The 16,900-nt window shown below is 39.8% G+C and carries 18 protein-coding genes and 1 tRNA gene; 7 read left to right on the forward strand and 12 right to left on the reverse strand.

Translation table 11 applies throughout. From position 1 onward, the window contains the following. Positions 1 to 18: 18 nt before the first annotated feature. From CH377_RS06465 to CH377_RS06480, 4 genes are read right to left on the reverse strand one after another with little or no spacing between them, the layout of a single operon-like run. Positions 19 to 2,280, reverse strand: coding sequence for a sulfatase-like hydrolase/transferase (locus tag CH377_RS06465; protein ID WP_100722974.1), 2,262 nt, complete (start codon positions 2,278 to 2,280; stop codon positions 19 to 21). Further along, a complete protein-coding gene (locus CH377_RS06470; protein WP_100722975.1) occupies positions 2,261 to 2,854 on the reverse strand; it encodes an RsmD family RNA methyltransferase in 594 nt (197 codons plus the stop codon). The genes CH377_RS06465 and CH377_RS06470 overlap by 20 nt, the downstream gene beginning before the upstream one ends. Then, positions 2,851 to 3,417, reverse strand: coding sequence for a hypothetical protein (locus CH377_RS06475; RefSeq protein WP_100722976.1), 567 nt, complete (start codon positions 3,415 to 3,417; stop codon positions 2,851 to 2,853). The genes CH377_RS06470 and CH377_RS06475 overlap by 4 nt, the downstream gene beginning before the upstream one ends. A 5-nt stretch (positions 3,418 to 3,422) precedes the next feature. Beyond that, positions 3,423 to 3,614, reverse strand: coding sequence for a hypothetical protein (locus CH377_RS06480; protein ID WP_100722977.1), 192 nt, complete (start codon positions 3,612 to 3,614; stop codon positions 3,423 to 3,425). A 106-nt stretch (positions 3,615 to 3,720) separates the two neighbouring features. Here CH377_RS06480 and CH377_RS06485 point away from each other — a divergent pair, with 106 nt between their 5' ends. Together CH377_RS06485 and CH377_RS06490 are read left to right on the forward strand one after the other, a co-directional pair. After that, positions 3,721 to 4,713, forward strand: coding sequence for a hypothetical protein (locus tag CH377_RS06485; RefSeq protein ID WP_100722978.1), 993 nt, complete (start codon positions 3,721 to 3,723; stop codon positions 4,711 to 4,713). Positions 4,714 to 4,717: 4 nt separating this feature from the next. Continuing rightward, positions 4,718 to 5,077, forward strand: a complete 360-nt coding sequence (locus CH377_RS06490) for an LIC12806 family lipoprotein (protein WP_100722979.1) — start codon at positions 4,718 to 4,720, stop codon at positions 5,075 to 5,077. Between the two features lie 38 nt (positions 5,078 to 5,115). On the opposite strand, the gene CH377_RS06495 is transcribed toward CH377_RS06490, so the two are convergent. After that, positions 5,116 to 5,526: a type II toxin-antitoxin system VapC family toxin gene (locus CH377_RS06495; protein ID WP_100722980.1), complete on the reverse strand. Its 411-nt coding sequence runs from the start codon at positions 5,524 to 5,526 to the stop codon at positions 5,116 to 5,118. Further along, positions 5,527 to 5,757 (reverse strand): type II toxin-antitoxin system Phd/YefM family antitoxin, encoded by a 231-nt coding sequence (locus CH377_RS06500; protein WP_100722981.1) that lies wholly within the window; start codon positions 5,755 to 5,757, stop codon positions 5,527 to 5,529. A 282-nt stretch (positions 5,758 to 6,039) separates the two neighbouring features. Between CH377_RS06500 and CH377_RS06505 the strand changes: the two genes are divergently transcribed. Continuing rightward, positions 6,040 to 8,028, forward strand: coding sequence for an adenylate/guanylate cyclase domain-containing protein (locus CH377_RS06505; protein WP_243402001.1), 1,989 nt, complete (start codon positions 6,040 to 6,042; stop codon positions 8,026 to 8,028). Positions 8,029 to 8,063: 35 nt separating this feature from the next. On the opposite strand, the gene CH377_RS06510 is transcribed toward CH377_RS06505, so the two are convergent. From CH377_RS06510 to CH377_RS06520, 3 genes are read right to left on the reverse strand one after another with little or no spacing between them, the layout of a single operon-like run. Continuing rightward, entirely contained in the window at positions 8,064 to 8,999 is a 936-nt protein-coding gene (locus CH377_RS06510; protein WP_100722983.1) for an energy transducer TonB, read from the reverse strand. Further along, entirely contained in the window at positions 8,977 to 10,008 is a 1,032-nt protein-coding gene (gene ruvB, locus CH377_RS06515; protein ID WP_100722984.1) for a Holliday junction branch migration DNA helicase RuvB, read from the reverse strand. The genes CH377_RS06510 and ruvB overlap by 23 nt, the downstream gene beginning before the upstream one ends. 9 nt (positions 10,009 to 10,017) lie before the next feature. Next, a complete protein-coding gene (locus CH377_RS06520; RefSeq protein WP_165780464.1) occupies positions 10,018 to 11,157 on the reverse strand; it encodes a S1C family serine protease in 1,140 nt (379 codons plus the stop codon). Between the two features lie 93 nt (positions 11,158 to 11,250). Between CH377_RS06520 and tmk the strand changes: the two genes are divergently transcribed. Beyond that, complete coding sequence (gene tmk, locus CH377_RS06525; protein WP_100723232.1) at positions 11,251 to 11,844, forward strand: dTMP kinase; 594 nt, start codon at positions 11,251 to 11,253, stop codon at positions 11,842 to 11,844. Here tmk and CH377_RS06530 read toward each other — a convergent pair. Further along, positions 11,838 to 12,182, reverse strand: coding sequence for an LIC10421/LIC12816 family protein (locus tag CH377_RS06530; protein WP_100722986.1), 345 nt, complete (start codon positions 12,180 to 12,182; stop codon positions 11,838 to 11,840). The two genes, tmk and CH377_RS06530, sit on opposite strands and share 7 nt — an antisense overlap. 109 nt (positions 12,183 to 12,291) lie before the next feature. Further along, positions 12,292 to 13,734 carry an Omp85 family outer membrane protein gene (gene omp85 / locus CH377_RS06535; RefSeq protein WP_100722987.1) on the reverse strand — a complete coding sequence of 481 codons (1,443 nt, stop codon included), beginning with the start codon at positions 13,732 to 13,734 and terminating at the stop codon, positions 12,292 to 12,294. A gap of 143 nt (positions 13,735 to 13,877) precedes the next feature. Between omp85 and CH377_RS06540 the strand changes: the two genes are divergently transcribed. Then, positions 13,878 to 13,949: transfer RNA gene (locus CH377_RS06540), tRNA-Arg, on the forward strand. A 190-nt stretch (positions 13,950 to 14,139) separates the two neighbouring features. On the opposite strand, the gene CH377_RS06545 is transcribed toward CH377_RS06540, so the two are convergent. Further along, complete coding sequence (locus CH377_RS06545; protein WP_165780465.1) at positions 14,140 to 14,994, reverse strand: alpha/beta hydrolase; 855 nt, start codon at positions 14,992 to 14,994, stop codon at positions 14,140 to 14,142. A gap of 163 nt (positions 14,995 to 15,157) precedes the next feature. Here CH377_RS06545 and CH377_RS06550 point away from each other — a divergent pair, with 163 nt between their 5' ends. Together CH377_RS06550 and CH377_RS06555 are read left to right on the forward strand one after the other, a co-directional pair. Continuing rightward, positions 15,158 to 15,820, forward strand: coding sequence for a TetR/AcrR family transcriptional regulator (locus CH377_RS06550; protein WP_100722989.1), 663 nt, complete (start codon positions 15,158 to 15,160; stop codon positions 15,818 to 15,820). A 169-nt stretch (positions 15,821 to 15,989) separates the two neighbouring features. Further along, positions 15,990 to 16,895 (forward strand): NAD(P)H-binding protein, encoded by a 906-nt coding sequence (locus tag CH377_RS06555; protein ID WP_100722990.1) that lies wholly within the window; start codon positions 15,990 to 15,992, stop codon positions 16,893 to 16,895. Positions 16,896 to 16,900: the final 5 nt, after the last annotated feature.

The raw sequence follows: 16,900 nt of genomic DNA on the forward strand, positions 1-16,900 counted from the left end.
AAGAAAAAAGCAGTCAGATCAAAGTTCTGATTTTGGGAGAAAATAATCTCCCGCCTTCTTCCATTTCCCTGAACCAATCAGTAGGAGCTCCAACTTACGTTGTAAATCCCCACAATAAGAAGCTGGAAGAGGTTTTGTATTCCATGGATCGGAAATCCTATCGTAGCAGGTATACACAACTCCGCCGGGACTTGGAATATAAATCAGCTTCTTAGTCCTGGTTTGGAGCATCCTATGTTTGGAAAAAAGAACGGTCTCCTTTGCATAAGGATCCGAGACAGTCACACTATTACCGTCATTCGGATCGATTGTATGTAGCTCCAGAATATTCGGATACCGGATCCTATCCTTTTGAAAAAAATGATCCCCTCGATCCGAAAACCAAATCCCGGTCTCAGAATATACAGAACGATCTTCCGGCCAGGTATCCGCTTTTGGAAGTTTGGTCAAATCCCTTCCATGCAAAGAAAGTTCCGGGTTTGTAGGAACTCCTAGAGTAGACAAGACCGTAGGAAATACATCTAAGGAAGTGGTGATCCCTTTAAAATTCCGGACTTCTTTTCTTTCGAAAGATTTAGGGAATTTGATGATCAGAGGGATTTTAGTAACACCCTCCCCTCTTAAATGTTCACCGTGACCATGACTATGATCCTCTTCAAACAAGGATTCTCCATGATCGGAGGTAAGAATGATAAGTGTGTCGTCGTATAACTGTCTTCTTTTCAGCTCATCCAAAATTTTTCCGACGGAAAAATCAAAAGCAGTTAATGAGGCTGAATATATAGAACGAATTTGTTCCTGTTCTTTTTTATCAGGTTTCTCTGAATTACTCGGGTCCACAAAACGGAAATATTTAGAAGGTCCGTAATAGTGGTGATCAGTATTCTTATAAAAAGGGTAAGGTGGGCTATAAGGGAAATGAGTTACTGAAGAGAAATATAGTGCAAAAAAAGGACGGTCTTTTTTATCAAATACGGAAAATAAATCGGTGAGAATTCGTGAATCGTCCCCCAAACTAGGAAGAGATCTGATAGAAGAAAGATATTCTCCTCCCCCAAAAAAGGTTCCGGTCAAAACGGGAAGAAAAAATACCTGAGATTCGATCGTTCTTTGCTGGGTTAAAGTTTCCGCATTGAAATTAGGAGCATACACATTTTGAAATCCCCAATTCGCTCTCGGAAAAATATCTCCAGCAAAAGAAGAAACCACAAATGTTCTATGAGATTTTCCTAAAATACCCGGAAGTGTAGCAACCGTATTTCCTAATTTAGAACGATCTTCTTTATCCGGGAACATATCCTGTATCCCATGTTCAAAAGAATATTTTCCACTTAGAAAATCCGCCCAAGAAGGAAATGTCCTAGGAATCGTAGAATGATGATCCAGAAACACAAGGGACTCAGCAGCCAGGCCATCTATATTCGGAGTTTTATTCTTCTCTCCCTTTACGAATCCTAATTGGTCCTGGCGAATACTATCCGCAGAAATGATAAGCACATTCGTATCAGAAGAATGTTCCAAAACTTCTTTAGATAAAACTTTATTCTTTTGGACTCCGTTAAAAAAAGAAAATCCAAAACCTAAGAGTGCAATCAAAACAAAGACCAAATCTTTCTTAGATCTATAAAATTGGATATCTAAGGAATAAAATGCAGAAGCAACCAAAACCCCCCAAGCAGATCCCAAAAGATGAAAAAAATAAAATAATATTATAAAAACCGAATACCTAATCAAGGATCCGTAAGACTTGAATTTCCAAAAATAGAATCCAGCGCGAGCGACTTGAACGGCTAAAAATAAAAACAGAACAGATTTAAAGAAGAAGGGAGAAAAATGGTCCGTAATAAAATATAAAAACCCAACCATCCAGGAATGTCTATAATAGAAAAATTCTCCGTATACCTGAGGATATTCAGAAACAGATCCACAAAACAGCAGAAATAAAACGAAAGATAGAATTAAGTAAATTTTATATATTTTAATCTCCTTTCCATGCTTCCATTCAGAAAATTCAGGACCTAAAAATAATATCGCTGCTCCTACGAAAAAAACATAAGAAGAAACGAATACTCCGCCCAAATCTTTCAGTAATAAAGGAATAAGCCCATAAAAAAGAGAAATAAATTCGCTTATATCCACCCCCATCACATGTAAAGAAGTATTGGTGAGTAGGCATATAAGGGTCAGAACAAATACAAAAACTCCGGAATGGATCCAAGGATTTCCGGAGTTAAATTCTGATCGGATAAAAGTTTTAAATTTAAGCCAGAACTCTGACATTCAAAGTATTCCTTCCGAAGGAACGAGGAGTAAATCCTTCCCAGTTCAAAGGAAGAGGAGACTGTACAATAATCGCCGCCACACCCGGTTCATTCTGAGCTATCTCTTCTACTACGTTTTTCAATTTTTCTGTTTTTTTCTCCCAGAACGAATAAGGAGGGTCCATAAAATATACTTTTGTTTTTTCGGGAATATCGAAGCCGGAATAAAATCTGAAAGCGTCTTTACGTAAAACTAAATGAGGTTTTCCTAATTTATCCAAAACACCTTTCAGACTTTCGAATCTATCCCAGGCAAGTTCCAAAAATACTGCTTTGGCAAAACCTCTACTCAATGATTCGATCCCCATTTGACCGGAACCCGCAAATAGATCTATAAATGCGGAATCTTCCAAATTCAGACGCCCCTGAAGCTGTAGGGATTCAATAATATCAAATAATGATTTCTTAATAATAGCAGGGGTAAAATTACTTTTACCCTCAGGACTAACTGGAGAAGGGATCAATCTCCCTTTTAATTCTCCGGTCTGGATCCTTAAGCCCTTTGAACCCTTTGTTTTTTTGCCCGGTTTCATTTTTCCTCTTTTCTCTTTTCCAGATTCATTTCTAAGATCCGGATCCGCTTTCCCAATTTAGAATCCGAGGGAACTGATTTGAGTTTCGCCAGAACGGAACTCGACGCCTCATATTCTTGAGAAGAATACAATATACAAGCGTATGTGTAAACACCTTCGGAGTATCGAACAGAAGAATCTCCCTTATTCAGGAAAATTTTTCCCCAACGAGTGCCTGATTCATATGATTCTAAAACAAGTGCACGTTCTAAAAATAGAAAAACGGAATTATAAAAAATAGAAGGTTGTTCCTTGGATCTAGAATAAATGCTTAAAAGAGTCTTATCTATCTCTTCCAAATTGGACTCAGAAGCAACGTATAATAAAAGGATCTTATAATCCAGTTCACCGGATCTAAGACCCGATCTGGAAACTTTGACTAAGGTGTCGTAGTTTCCTTTTTTATAATATTCATACACTTGATCGAAATCAACCGAATAGATAGAATTCGAAAATAAAAAGATTACAGTAAGTATTAGGAAAGCGGCCCGAAATAATGCTTTAGAAAAAAAGCCGGACCGCAAAAAGATTAGAGTTCGATTACGTTTGAAGAGCCACACATGGAGCAGATATGATTTTCTGGGCCGTCGTAAGATCCTTCTGCATCATCTTCCCAACGATGATCGCAATCCTCGCATACAAAAGTTACGGCGTCCTCGTCGAGATAATCCTCGTCGCCGTCTGTTTCGTAATCCTCGTCAAAATCATAATTATAAGGCATATTTACACGGAATCCAGGAGGGGTCCGAGAGTCAAGCTAGAGTAGGAATTCCAACCCCAAAAAATAAGTGAAAGGTCCAGGCTTTTTTTAGAATCTGACTTTATACATGCTCTACCAAGCCAACCACAGAAGTTACAGAAAAAAAGCGAATTACAAACCGTTAGTGTTCTTTTTGATCCTGCTAGGTTTGGCAGGGATTGCGTTTTTTTTCAGGCAAGATATCAAGAACTTGTTCGCAGGAGATAGACGTTTACTTCTCGAGAAAGAGAGAAAACTACTCCAAGAAGGGATCGTAAAAGGTGAGCCAAAAGAAGGAGAGATCAAGGAATTCAAATCTACCGCTAAAGATTTCGTCACTTCTAATCCAAAAGAAGGGATTTCTTACCATTACGCCGCCCTTTCCGGATATTACGAATTTTTACTATTAGGTTTTAGATTCGACTCTGTCACTCTTTCCAAAATTGCATATACCGGTTTCCAAGAATTTTTGGAACAAGATAGTTCCTACCTTCCTCTTGTAGAAGATTCATACAGGCAAGCATTAAGAGCACAAGCGATTGATCCTGAATTCTTAGAATCGACTGACAATCGTTATCTGATCGCTTTCGGAGAATCCATCCGTCAAAAATTGAGTCGTTCCGCTTTAAATAAACTCCTGATCTCCATAGAGCCTGAAAAATTAAGTCCCGAATTAAAATCAGGCTATGCTTGGACCTGTTTGGTAGGAAGTGCACTTTCCGGTAATACGGAGTTCTTGAAAAAGATACTTTCCAGCCAGGATATCTCAGGCTCTCTCCTACTCTCCGCAAGAGAATCGGACTTTTTGATCGCTTTATCCGAATTCAGGGCCGGCCAATATGTTTCTTCCTTAAACTATTTAAGAAGGGTTAAGAATACGAATGATGATTTTTTGACCGGAAGCTCCAAAATTTTAGAAGCGAGGATCTTCTATTACCAAAACCTTTCTCCTAAAGCTATCGTATTATTAGAAGAATATTATCCTGGTTCAGGCGATAGAAAGGAAGAAGTTCTAAACCTAGCAAGAGAGATACTTTCCAAAAACCAAACCCTGAAAACAAAATTGCCTGTAGAGGATTAAGAAAATGAAATATTCTTTCTCTATTTTACTTTTAGCTTTTATAGGATGTGGAATAAAACCGGTGCCACCTCCTGCGGGAAATTTTTGCGAACCAATGCTCAAAAACACACAATGTGTGTATCTGGACTTCAGAAATGGGAAAGCGATTTTAGATGATAAAGAATATCCGATGAAATCCACAAGTATCTTGAATTTTTCCTACAAAGTGGACGAAGTATTCTATGAAGTGGAAGTTCTGAACGAAAACCGGGTAAAGATCACTGGTACCAACGGATTCCAAAAAACATTATTAAAATTAAAAGATAAAGATGAGAGAAAGAAAGAATACGCCAAACTTTGGAAGGCGATCAAAGATCTTTTTTAAGTTTGGCTCTCGCTCCTGAAGCCCAAGATTGGATAGGGCTATAAAGAAATTACCTTTAGGTTTCCCTTTTTACCGTATTTAATGATTTCTTTATCTTTCGTAACAAGTTCCGCATTCAAAACTCTCGCAGTTGCTACGATGATCCTATCCGCCGGATCTCCGTGAAAGGAGTCAGGTAAATTTACACTTTCTACGATTACTTCAGGAGTTAAATTATGAGGTTGGATCCCGGGAGCGTTATATGCATCTTGCAACCATCGATTCAAGGTTCCCGAGATTTGGATCCTTTTTTTGGCAACGAGCATTCCTACTTCCCAACCGGATATTTCGGAAACGAATAGTCCTCTATGCGGGATATGCCTATATAATTTCCTAAGAATGGGTTCCTTTTCAATTCTAGGATCTCCTTCCATTAGCCAGATCCAGGCATGAGTATCCAGAACGATCATCTATTTAGAATCCGCATCCCAACGTAATCCCAAACTAGGAACGATATCTTCATTCTCCTGGATCCTTCCTTTTAAATAACCGAATAGGCGGGCTGCAGTGCTATCCTTGATAGTTACTAGCTTGGCTACAGGTTTTCCATGTTTAGTGATGATCACTTCTTCCTGGGTTTCGTGAACTCTGTCCATTAGACTCAGGCATTTGGTTTTGAATTCGGCAGCGGAAAGTTGCATACTTCTAAAATTATAATATGACCAGTTGTTAGTGTCCAGTTTTTTATAAAAATTCCCGGAAATCCTCGTTCCACTTGAATTTTAGAAAAATGTATCTCCCAGATTTTCTGAACTACTCGAACAAGCGATATCGAAATCCTTCTATCAAATAATTCCAAAAGAACCGACCAGATCGCAAAAAATGCTCGCTGGAATGGGTTTTTTCTCCCCTATTGATCTACGCATATGAGTGATTCAGGTCGTCCAACTCGTTTTTTCATTTTAGGAATTCTTATTTGTTTTTTGTCCTTCTCCGCTTGCACCCAAGCAAAAGGTAAAGAAAGGCCCAAGGCAGAAAATGGGATCTTAGATCTAAGTAATTGGGATTTTGCAAAAGACGGAACGGTAGAATTAAACGGGGACTGGAGATATTATTGGAAGGAACTCATTCCACCTAAAAATTTCCAAGATGATCTTGTTTCAGATCCGAGTGGATTCATTCCTGTTCCAGGTGTATGGAATGGCCATCTTTTAAAAGGAGAACCTTTACCTGCGATAGGATACATCACCTATCACCTAAGATTATACCTACCTGAGAACACTCCCGATCTTGCAATACGAATAGACGACGGCCAAGGTTCTGCATACTCCTTATATTGGAACGGTAAGTTAGTCGCTTATAATGGGCACCCTGGCCCTTCTCCGGAAGAAGAAAGCCCTGAGTATCTTGCACAAACAAGTTCCGTTTCTAACTCCAAACAAGTGGATCTAGTGATGCATATTTCGAATCACTACCATAGAAATGGTGGATTTCAAATGCCGATCTTACTTGGAGATTCTTCTGAAATTTACGCTGCAAGAGATCGGAATAGAATGACTAACGCGTTTCTGGCAGGATCTTTACTCATTATGGGCTTGTACCATATGGGCCTATTTTTATTCCGTAAAAAAGAAATGGAGATCCTTTGGTTCTCTCTTACCTGTCTTGCTATCACTTCCAGAGTACTTACCAGCGGAGAAAGATTTATAGGAGAAACATTCAGGAACATTCCTTGGAATATCTTCGTGAGGGTAGAATATCTCTCCTTTTATTTAGGAGTCCCCTTTATGGCGATGTTTATGAGAACTTTGTATCCTGCTCAGTTCAGAAAGACATCCATGATCGTTATTTTAACGTTATCCATTCCTCCATGTCTTTCGATTATAGTGCTTCCTCCCGCACTTTTCAGTTATACGTTACCTTATTACCAAGCATTGATCGTATTCGGCGGAATATACGGTATGGTCATGTTGACCATAGCTATATTCAAAGGATTACAGGGCGCGAAACTGATGTTACTCGGCTTAGGAATATTCTATGCAGCCGTTCTAAATGATTTTATTTTTTACCAATTCCACGCCGGACCTGGGTATCTAACTCCTGCAGGTCTATTTCTATTAACATTTGCAGATGCAGCTTTGTTGGGCAGAAGGATCGCAACTGCATTCAATACCAGCGAAGAATTATCAGTCAATCTGGAGAAGAAGGTAGTAGAAAGAACAAAAGAACTCGCAGAAGAAAGGGATCGAACGGATTTATTATTATTGAATATTCTTCCTAAACCTGTAGCGGAAGAATTAAAATCCAAAGGATCTGTGACTCCTGTATATTATGAATCTGCAAGCATACTATTTACGGACTTTGTAGGATTTACTAAAATTGCGGCAGAGATGGTACCAAAAGATCTGGTAGAAGACCTGCATAATTGTTTTTCCGAATTCGATTCAATCGTATCACGTTTAGGTTTAGAAAAACTAAAAACAATCGGCGATTCTTATATGTGTGCAGGAGGAATTCCTAATACAAACTTCACTCACCCAGTGGACAACTGCCTAACCGGTTTAGAGTTTCTAAGGTTTATGAATAGAATGGCGGAATCTAAATCACAAATGGGACTTCCATTCTGGGAATTAAGAGTAGGAGTTCACACAGGACCTGTGACTTCGGGAGTGATAGGTTCCAATAAATTCGCTTATGATGTTTGGGGGGATGCAGTCAACCTTGCGAGCAGAATGGAGTCCTCAGGTAAACCAGGACATCTAAATATTTCTGGTTCCACCTATGAACTAGTGAAAGATTTTTTTGTATGCGAGCATAGAGGAAAGGTCCAAGCAAAAGGAAAAGGAGAAGTGGATATGTATTTTGTAAATTCTATTCGCCCTGAACTTTCCTTGGACGGAAGGGGAATTTCTCCAAACGAAAAATTCGAATCTCTTAGAAACGACTTAAATCTGAAATTAAGTGCAGTATAATCCTCACGGTTAGCGCGAGGGAATTGTTGGAGTTATTATCTTCTGTAAATACGAGGGAAGATAAAAGTAATTCCGTAGATCATTCCTTGCGCTTTTACATCTTCAGGAACTCTTCCAAAGTTCTGCCCTCTAAGTGCATCCACACAGGATTGGTCCACTAAAGGTTGTCCTTGGGAAGAAATTAGTTTTGTATCAATGACTTGACCGGCATCGTTTAATAAAAATTGGACTTTTGCTTCCCCAGGTTCTATCGCTTCTCGGATCACAGTTCCTGCGCCATCACGATATCCAAAGTTTCCACCACCGGGAGGAGAAAAACTTTGCTCAATTTGGCGAAGCATTCTTTTGAAATATTCATAACCCACTAACTTCTTAGTTGGAATACTCATAGATGAACTTCCGTCCCAACGAAATAACATATCTTGTTGGAAACGATAATTCATTGGGATTTTTGTCATTCTCCCGGTAGCTGGAGTTTGCTCAGGAGTTTGTTCGTTCGGATTCGTAAATTCTACTGGATCCTGCTTTAGGATAGCGACTTCATATACTTTTTCTTCTTCCGTTTTCTTTTGGGAATTTTGAGGACTTGCCTTGGAAGGATTTTTGAAAATATTTCCCATTACGAATTCATGAAAAGGAGAAAGTGTATGAAATCCTTTCTCCTTGGTGATACCGCCGGAACCAGCGGACTCTACATTGGAGAGTGCTTTGTATTCGTCCTTGATCTTTTTATCTACGAACTCCTGCTCTAATAGTACTTCGTAAATTTTTTCTCGTTCTGCTCTTTCTTTTACCTGAACGATTGGGTCTTCTCCCAGGATCTTAAATAGAATATTGCGTGTGAATAAGTGAGCTACTAAGAATGAAGCGAATGCAAATACGAAAAACGCAGCGAATAGAAGGCGACGATCGTCTTCTCCTAAATCTCCTGTATTATCTATTTCACTTTTAAAAAAGGCCGGGAGCCGCATCTTCTTCTATTCTTTTGCCGAAAGCCGGAGGGACTCTGTCCATCAGCTTATAAGCCTTCTCCGTGGCTACTCTACCGGAAGAGGTTCTATTGATCAAGCCAACTCTTACCATATAGGATTCATAATGGTCTTCCAGAGTCCTTTCTTCCTCTCCGATTACGGCAGCGATCGGTTTTAAACCTACAGGGCCGCCCTTGTACCGATCGATCATACATTCCAGAATCTGGCGATCCATTCTATCAAGACCCAATTCGTCTATCCCCAGGCGGGAAAATGCCTCTTCGCAGGCAGGGATACGGATCTGTTTTTCACCTTTTACCTCTGCAAAATCCCTAACTCTTTTGAGTAAATGGTTTGCGATTCGCGGAGTTTTTCGGGATCTTCTTCCTATTTCAAAGGCAGCGTTCTCTTCTATCTCGTAACCTAGGATCTTAGAGGATCGGAGAACGATATCCTTCATCTCGGCATCGTCATAATATTCCAAACGGAAATGGATCCCAAATCTACTCTTGAGAGGATCCGAAATAAGCCCACTACGAGTGGTGGCACCGATCAAAGTGAATGGTTTTAATTTGATCTGAATAGTTTGAGCAGTGATCCCTTCCCCCACAAGAAGATCGATCATGAAATTTTCCATCGCAGGATATAGGATCTCTTCTACCTTGCGGCCTAGGGAATGTATTTCATCTATAAATAATATATCTCTCTCCTCTAAATCGGTGAGTAATTTTGCAAGGTCTGCTCCTCGTGTCAAAACAGGAGCAGAAGTGACTACGATCCTAGTGCCAAGTTCTTGGGAAATAATACCCGCGAGTGTGGTCTTGCCTAGACCGGGAGGCCCTGATAAAAGTACATGATCCAGGGCCTGGCCTCTTTTTTTGGCGGCTCCTACAAAGACGCCAAGATTGGACAGGATCTCTTTTTGTCCTATAAACTCGGAGAATAAGGAGGGACGAAGAGATATCTCATCGTCAAATTTATCCTCCGGATTTAAGGTATGTCCTGCCAAAAGATTTATTCACTCCGCCAGCTTGACCGAAATTTTTAAGATCTGGCCTTTTCTAAATACAACAATCGAAACACGTTGTCCTACTTTAGAAGCTCTGATCTTAGAAACCACATCATTGGCGTTTTTGATCTTGGCCCCGTCGATCTCCAGGATCACGTCTTCTACATCGATACCTGCTTCTGCGGCAGCGCTACCGTTCTGAACTTGGCGAACGAATGCACCTTCCGGTCCGGAAAGTTTGAGTTCTTTTGCGGTTTCTTCGGTGAGATCATCCAATGCTACCCCTAAGCGAGCACGTTTGACTTTTCCGCCGGATTTTAATTCTTCTACGATTGCCTTAGCTTCATTAATAGGAATGGCAAAACCTAAACCGATAGATCCACCACTTGGAGAAACAATCATCCGGTTGATACCTACCACTCTTCCATTAATGTCGAGAAGTGGTCCTCCTGAATTTCCTTGGTTGATCGCAGCGTCAGTCTGGATATAATGAACTCCAGAATTATCGATACCACCTCTTCCTACTTTGGAGATCACTCCCACAGTCATGGATTGTTCCAAACCGAATGGAGCGCCGATCGCGATCGCCCAGTCTCCCACTTTTACTGCGGAAGAATCCCCAATCTCGATAGGTTGTAGATCCTGGTTTGCCTCTACCTTTAAGAGAGCAACGTCGATCATTGGGTCTGTTCCGATCAACTTAGCGGAAACAGGCTCTTTTACATTCTTAAAAACTACTTTAAATTTATCGAAATTACGAACCACGTGATCGTTGGTGAGAATATATCCTTCCTTATTGAGGATAAAACCGGAACCTAGTCCGCTTACTTTTCTTTTTTGATTTCTTACTCTACCTTGAGGTCCGTAAAAAAATTCTTGGAATGGATCATTGTATTGAGGAACGTTTACTGTTCCTTCGGTGGCGATCAACACAACACTTGGAGAAACGTTTTCATAAACTTCTTCGAATGCTTTTTGGATAGAGACTGCTGCTTTCGCAGATGCACTTGGCTCTCTATCCGATTTTGCATTTAAAAATAAAGCGCTGTCGTTTCCTGTTCCGCAATACAAGATCGGAGAAAGGATCACTCCGGCCATTACGGATATGCCTATCACCAGGAAATTTTTGAATCTGTCGGTTTTTTTCATGGATTCCTGCCCTCGGGAATGGGATTCCGGTAGATGAGCTTTCAGCATTCGAAGCAAAACCACTCATGTCAAGTGGCTTTCCAATTCAAAGGCATGGCACAAATACCAGGATTTTACGTTTTTGAAGGTTTAGACGGAAGTGGCAAAAGTACCCTTTCTGTCCGAGTCTTAGACCTTCTTACCTCCAAACATGTTCCAGCAATTTGTTTTGCGGAACCAACTCGGTACGAATCCGGGCTTTATCTTAGAAAATTTTTAAGCGGAGAAATTGAACTTTCTCCTGAAAAACAAATCGAAGCATTTTTAGAAGACAGGGAAGTTTCTCTGAACCGGAATATTCTACCTTCAATCTCCCAAAAAAAGATCGTACTACTAGATCGGTACATGTATTCCACTGCGGCGTATCAGTCCGGAGAATTTTTTTCAGCAAAAGAGATCCTGAAAAAGAATTTAGACAGAGGTTTTCCGGAACCTGAAAAAGTTTTTTATCTGGAAATAGAACCAGAAGAGGCTTTGGCAAGATTAAAGGGAAGAGACACTACTAAGGACAGATTCGAAACGATCAGCGCTTTGACTAAGATCAAAAAAGCCTATGAAGAAATTCTTCCGGAGAATACCATCCGATTAGATGCAAAACTCCCAACGGAAGAATTATTAAAATTAGTAACTGAAAAAGTCTCTTATTGAACTAAGGATTGCTGCAGAGTTTTTAAGGTTTCTTCGTGGATAGAAGCTTCCTTGTCCAATTGTGCAGCTAATTCCACTAACTTCTTCTTGCGAGCCTGAGAAGAATGATGTTTTGGTTCTGTAGAAGCAAGTTCTCTCAAATGAGTTGCTTCATTCCTTTTCTTTTTAGAAAGATTGACCAGGTATTTTTGGAACGCTTCTTTTTGCTCTGCGGTGGATAAACTTTCCACCAATGCCTTTTCGATCAGTTTTGTTTCTTCTTCTGCGGAGAAGGAAGAAAGCGCAAATGGGAATAGGGACAGAATTGAAATTAGCCCGACAAGCGATTGGATCTTCATCTTGACTCTCTTTGATAGTTCTAAGGCCGATTTGTATTTTTGGTCCGGCCGAACTCAAGTGTTTACAAGATACGAATCCTGAACAGCAAATTTCTATATTCTATAATTCTTAGAAAATCTGGCCTATATCGATGAATAATTGAGAATCTTCTCTGGACTTAGCATAATCTATCAAGATCACTGTAGCTTGGTTCCAAATAATTCGAAGGCCCGTGCCATATGAAAATTTATAACCTTGGGTGCTAATATCATGATATCCATTCCATACTCTACCAAAATCATAAAAAGGGACAAGACTCAACGTAACCAATTGATCCCAAAATTTGAATGTTCCAAATCTCCAGCGTATTTCTAAATTTCCGAAACCGATCATAGGAGCGATAAATCTTTCCTGTCTATAACCTCTTAGAGTTTGAAGACCACCTAACCCATTGATCGGTCCATCAATGGACCACATATAACGATATTCTGAAAAAGGAACTTCCCCTTTTGAATAATGAAGTCCTGCTCTTCCTGCAACCACAAGTTCTTCGAAAAGTTTCGGGAAAGGCATATAGAAAAATTTACCTTGGGTAAAAAACTTCTCAAACTCAAAATCTGAACCAGCACGTTTGGAAGAAGAGGAATAATTCATCTCTAATAAAACACCCGAATCAGGATCCGGTTCGAAGTCTCTAGTATCATAAGCAAGTCCTATATGGATATAATTTACATTTCCACCATGATAACCATTGATAAGACCTGCTTGGTAGTCTTTGGTAAGTTTAGATATTCCATTCGGATAAGAAGAGCCCCAACCAGTGGAAGGATCTCTCGCAACAGAATAATAATCTCCATTAGTTGCAATTCTTCCGTTCGGATAATCATAAGTTCGGATCACATTTTGAGAAAACTCAGGAGCAATGATCCAGCGGAAAGCTCCCCAAAAAGTTTTATCAACAGAGAATGTAGCGGTAGAGGAACGAAATTCGTACGTATTATACAAAACATTACTTTCATACGGATATATAGATCCGGGAGAAGAAGGTCTGCGATAGGAAAGAGCATCTTCAAGATCTGAGAAGCTGCCTCCATTTTTCAATTGGCCAGTTGGCTGGTTTCGATCTCTATATTGTATTTCGCGTAACGTATCAGTTCCGATCCCGAAATACTGAGAGTTCTTGTTTGTGCTGTAAGAAACGCTCGTCTTCAATCTATAGGCGGTGTCGAAAAGAAAGGGACTATCAAAAGTGAACTCGTAGTAGTCTGCACCTTTTGTAGTCTTGTAAGCTTGGGCACCGAATCTATACTTGTAAGGTTGGAATTCAAAATAAGGATCAGAACGATTTCCATTCTGGTATAAAAATCCTCTGGCACCGTAACCTTGTCCTCTTACAGGATCTTCTGAAAAAACGGGAAGACCAGTCGCGTACCAACCGCTTCTTTTTTCTTCCAGCTCTTGTTTAGAGAGACGTTTGGATTCGTTTAGGTCGATTGCAACCTTCTCCCCTTCCGAAAAAACAGAAACAGGGATCAAGATACAGGCTATAAAAAAATGCCGAAGAGAAAACAAATGCAACCGCCTATGGGCAAGTTGAATAAGAGCAGTAAAATGTAAGCTAAAAACCTCTGAAACTTTCCAGACATTTGAGTAAAATCCGACCTCCAGGAATCAGATTGACTGCACGAGCAATTCCCAAAAACTCACCTACATAAGTACCTATAGCTCAACGGATAGAGTACAGGCCTCCGGAGCCTGGGGTCCGGGTTCGAGTCCCGGTAGGTACAGCTATGGACTCGAAGCGAAAGCTGGAGAGCGATCTTAGCGACCCATAGGGAGCGTAAAAAGATCGCGTGCGAAACACAGGATGTGTTGAGCCCAGCTTGAGACGCCGTGGAGCCAAATCGAGCAGGATGTGAGATTGCGTAACGGCGAGTCCCGGTAGGTACAAGCCTGCAATTAAAACGAACCCAAATCTTAAAGAGTTTCCGAAAACCATAAAGCAGTTGATTCAACAGTGGAATTTAAATGTTCTCTAAATAATTCGAAATGCGTTTCCTGATATTCTTCTATCGCGACATTAGGGATTTTTTCAATCGCCTTCTTTACTAGTTTAGCTGGAGTTATTGTATCTTCTATTGCTAATATGACTTTCAAAGGTCTTTTAATTTTTTTTGCGTAAGAACTAGTTCGATAAAAAGTCATTTGTAATAGAGAAGCTAGAGTTACGTAGTTTTCAAAATTAGGAGACTCCGATGTCATTTCCTGCATCCATTCCCAAGCTCCATCAGTATTCATAGCAGCCATTTCACCCGGTCTTCCTGCGATAGGTAATACGCCTCCCTTGAATCCGATTTTACGCAGAAATAGGTCCAGAAAAACTTTTCCAGCAAGTGCCGGAACCGCCTGAAGCGGCGGCGATATATATGGAATAATTGCCAGAATACTTTTTACCCGATTATCAGTCGCTGCCACTACTAAAGAATGACCTCCGGAAAGACTACTCCCCCAAATACCTAAGCGATTTGAATCAAAACGGGTATCTGAAACAAGATAATCTAACGCAGAATAATAAGAAGCATGATGAGATTTGATATCTATATGTTGCCTAGGTTTCCCTTCGCTTTCGCCAAAATTCGGATAATCAATCGCAAGAGTTGCAATATTCTTCTTTAATAAAGCCTTTGCGTAATAAGGAATCAACATTTCCTTTACGCCTCCGAAACCTGGCGCCATAATAACGGCCGGAATTTTTCCCTGATTACCTTCAGGTAAATAGAGATCTCCCACTATCTTCACTCCATTTGCCATTACGTGTATTTTTTCGATCATATACCAACAACTCCTCAGGCGAATTAATTCTTCTTTAAGAGAATAAAATAGATCATGATCTAATTTATGGAAACTGTCAATCTGCATTTTAGATCATGATCCAATTTATCTTGAAATTTTAAAAAACAGATCCATTTATGGATGCAGTTAAAGGTTAAAAGAAATGAAACGAGAACAGCAGTCTGCGGCCGTACGGAAAAAAATATTAGAAACCGCTCGTAAACTTTTTGTTTTACAAGGTTACGAACAAACAACCACCAGAGCGATTATATCAAAGGCAAAAATAACAACTGGGACTTTATATCATTTTTATAAAAGCAAAGACGAAATATTACTGGCGATATCTGAAGATGTTTTTGAAGAAGCAGTAGCTTTAGCTGAAAGCTGGTCCAAATCTAAATCTCCAGCTTTGATATTTGCCTTAGAGATTGGAATCCAACTCCAATTATGCCAACTGGAAAAGATGATCGCCGAGACTTACACAATCGCATATCAAACTCAAGGAATTTCACAAATGATAGATCTAAAAGGATCTATACGAAATTCAATTTTATTCCAAACCTATAGTCCCGCTTTAACCAAAGAAGAATTTCTAATAAGAACCCGATCATTTCGGGGAATGCTCCAAGCTAATATTAAAGAAATCGGAACAATAAAATCTCAGACAAACCAAAATATAATGTCTACAGTATTAGAAATCGGGCTCTCAATTTTTGGAGTACCAAAAAAAGAATGCTCCGAAACGATCAAAAAGGCGTTATCCATTCTGAAAGAAAAGAGAGCAGAAATCGATAAATTGATAAATAATATCCGTCATTTCGGATAGATTAAATCACCATTGCTTAGTTGGCAAGGATGAGCAACCGCAAAACGGCTACATTCATCTGAAGTTCTGCTACACGAATAATCGCAGGAAAAAGAACTTCTCATATCCTTAATAGATCTGAATAGGAAATACCGCTTATACAAAGCATCTCTAATTAAGGAGAATACCTATGAAGATTATTATTACCGGTTCACTTGGACATATAAGTAAACCACTCGTTGAAGAATTGATCACCAAGGGTCACTCAGTTACCGTTATCAGTAGTAAACCTGAAAGAGCTAAGGAAATAGAAGCGATAGGCGCTACCCCCTCGATCGGCAAAATGGAAGATAGCGAATTCTTATCGCAAAGTTTCCAAGGTGCGGATATAGTCTATGCTATGGAAGCGATCGGTTACGAGAGTTTTTTCGATCAAAACCTGGATATAATGGAGGCAATTCGTCGGATTGCAAATAGTTATAAAGCGGCCATCGAACAATCCGGAATTAAGCGAGTGATCCATTTGAGTAGCATAGGAGCGCATACAAATTCGGATAGTGGGATACTTGCTTTCCATCATGAAGCAGAAAATATCCTAAAAAAATTACCAAGTGACGTTTCGATCAAGTTCATGCGTCCAGTAGGATTTTATTATAATATGTTCGCATTCATACAAACGATAAAGACAAAAGGATCGATCATATCCAATTACGGGGGAGATGAAATAGAGCCTTGGGTCTCTACTTCGGATATTGCTAAGGTAATCGTAGAAGAGATTGAAAAACCTTTCGAAGGAAGAAGTATTCGTTATATCGCAAGTGATGAAGTTTCACCAAACGAAATTGCGAAAATTTTAGGTGAGGCTATCGGAAAGCAAGATCTGAAATGGACAGTCATCTCCGATGAAGAAGCATTGAACGGTATGGTCGCAGCCGGAATGAATCCAAAAACTGCAAAAGGTTTTATGGAGATGAATGCTTCCAGAAGAGGCGGAGTATTGTATGCAGACTATTTCCGAAACCGTCCTACATTAGAAAAAACGAAATTAAAGGACTTTGCTAAAGATTTTGCTTCGGCTTATGAGCGAATGAAGTAGGCTTA

Origin of the sequence: Leptospira haakeii (genome assembly GCF_002812045.1) — a bacterium.
Classification (GTDB): Bacteria; Spirochaetota; Leptospiria; order Leptospirales; family Leptospiraceae; genus Leptospira_B; species Leptospira_B haakeii.

Excerpts from the sequence above, each read along its gene's own strand:
- CH377_RS06465 (WP_100722974.1), bottom strand. The coding sequence starts at position 2,280 with ATGTCAGAGTTCTGGCTTAAATTTAAAACTTTTATCCGATCAGAATTT.
- CH377_RS06470 (WP_100722975.1), bottom strand. The coding sequence starts at position 2,854 with ATGAAACCGGGCAAAAAAACAAAGGGTTCAAAGGGCTTAAGGATCCAG.
- CH377_RS06480 (WP_100722977.1), bottom strand. The coding sequence starts at position 3,614 with ATGCCTTATAATTATGATTTTGACGAGGATTACGAAACAGACGGCGAC.
- CH377_RS06485 (WP_100722978.1), top strand. The coding sequence starts at position 3,721 with ATGCTCTACCAAGCCAACCACAGAAGTTACAGAAAAAAAGCGAATTAC.
- CH377_RS06490 (WP_100722979.1), top strand. The coding sequence starts at position 4,718 with ATGAAATATTCTTTCTCTATTTTACTTTTAGCTTTTATAGGATGTGGA.
- CH377_RS06495 (WP_100722980.1), bottom strand. The coding sequence starts at position 5,526 with ATGATCGTTCTGGATACTCATGCCTGGATCTGGCTAATGGAAGGAGAT.
- CH377_RS06500 (WP_100722981.1), bottom strand. The coding sequence starts at position 5,757 with ATGCAACTTTCCGCTGCCGAATTCAAAACCAAATGCCTGAGTCTAATG.
- CH377_RS06510 (WP_100722983.1), bottom strand. The coding sequence starts at position 8,999 with ATGCGGCTCCCGGCCTTTTTTAAAAGTGAAATAGATAATACAGGAGAT.
- CH377_RS06520 (WP_165780464.1), bottom strand. The coding sequence starts at position 11,157 with ATGAAAAAAACCGACAGATTCAAAAATTTCCTGGTGATAGGCATATCC.
- tmk (WP_100723232.1), top strand. The coding sequence starts at position 11,251 with ATGGCACAAATACCAGGATTTTACGTTTTTGAAGGTTTAGACGGAAGT.
- CH377_RS06530 (WP_100722986.1), bottom strand. The coding sequence starts at position 12,182 with ATGAAGATCCAATCGCTTGTCGGGCTAATTTCAATTCTGTCCCTATTC.
- CH377_RS06545 (WP_165780465.1), bottom strand. The coding sequence starts at position 14,994 with ATGATCGAAAAAATACACGTAATGGCAAATGGAGTGAAGATAGTGGGA.
- CH377_RS06550 (WP_100722989.1), top strand. The coding sequence starts at position 15,158 with ATGAAACGAGAACAGCAGTCTGCGGCCGTACGGAAAAAAATATTAGAA.
- CH377_RS06555 (WP_100722990.1), top strand. The coding sequence starts at position 15,990 with ATGAAGATTATTATTACCGGTTCACTTGGACATATAAGTAAACCACTC.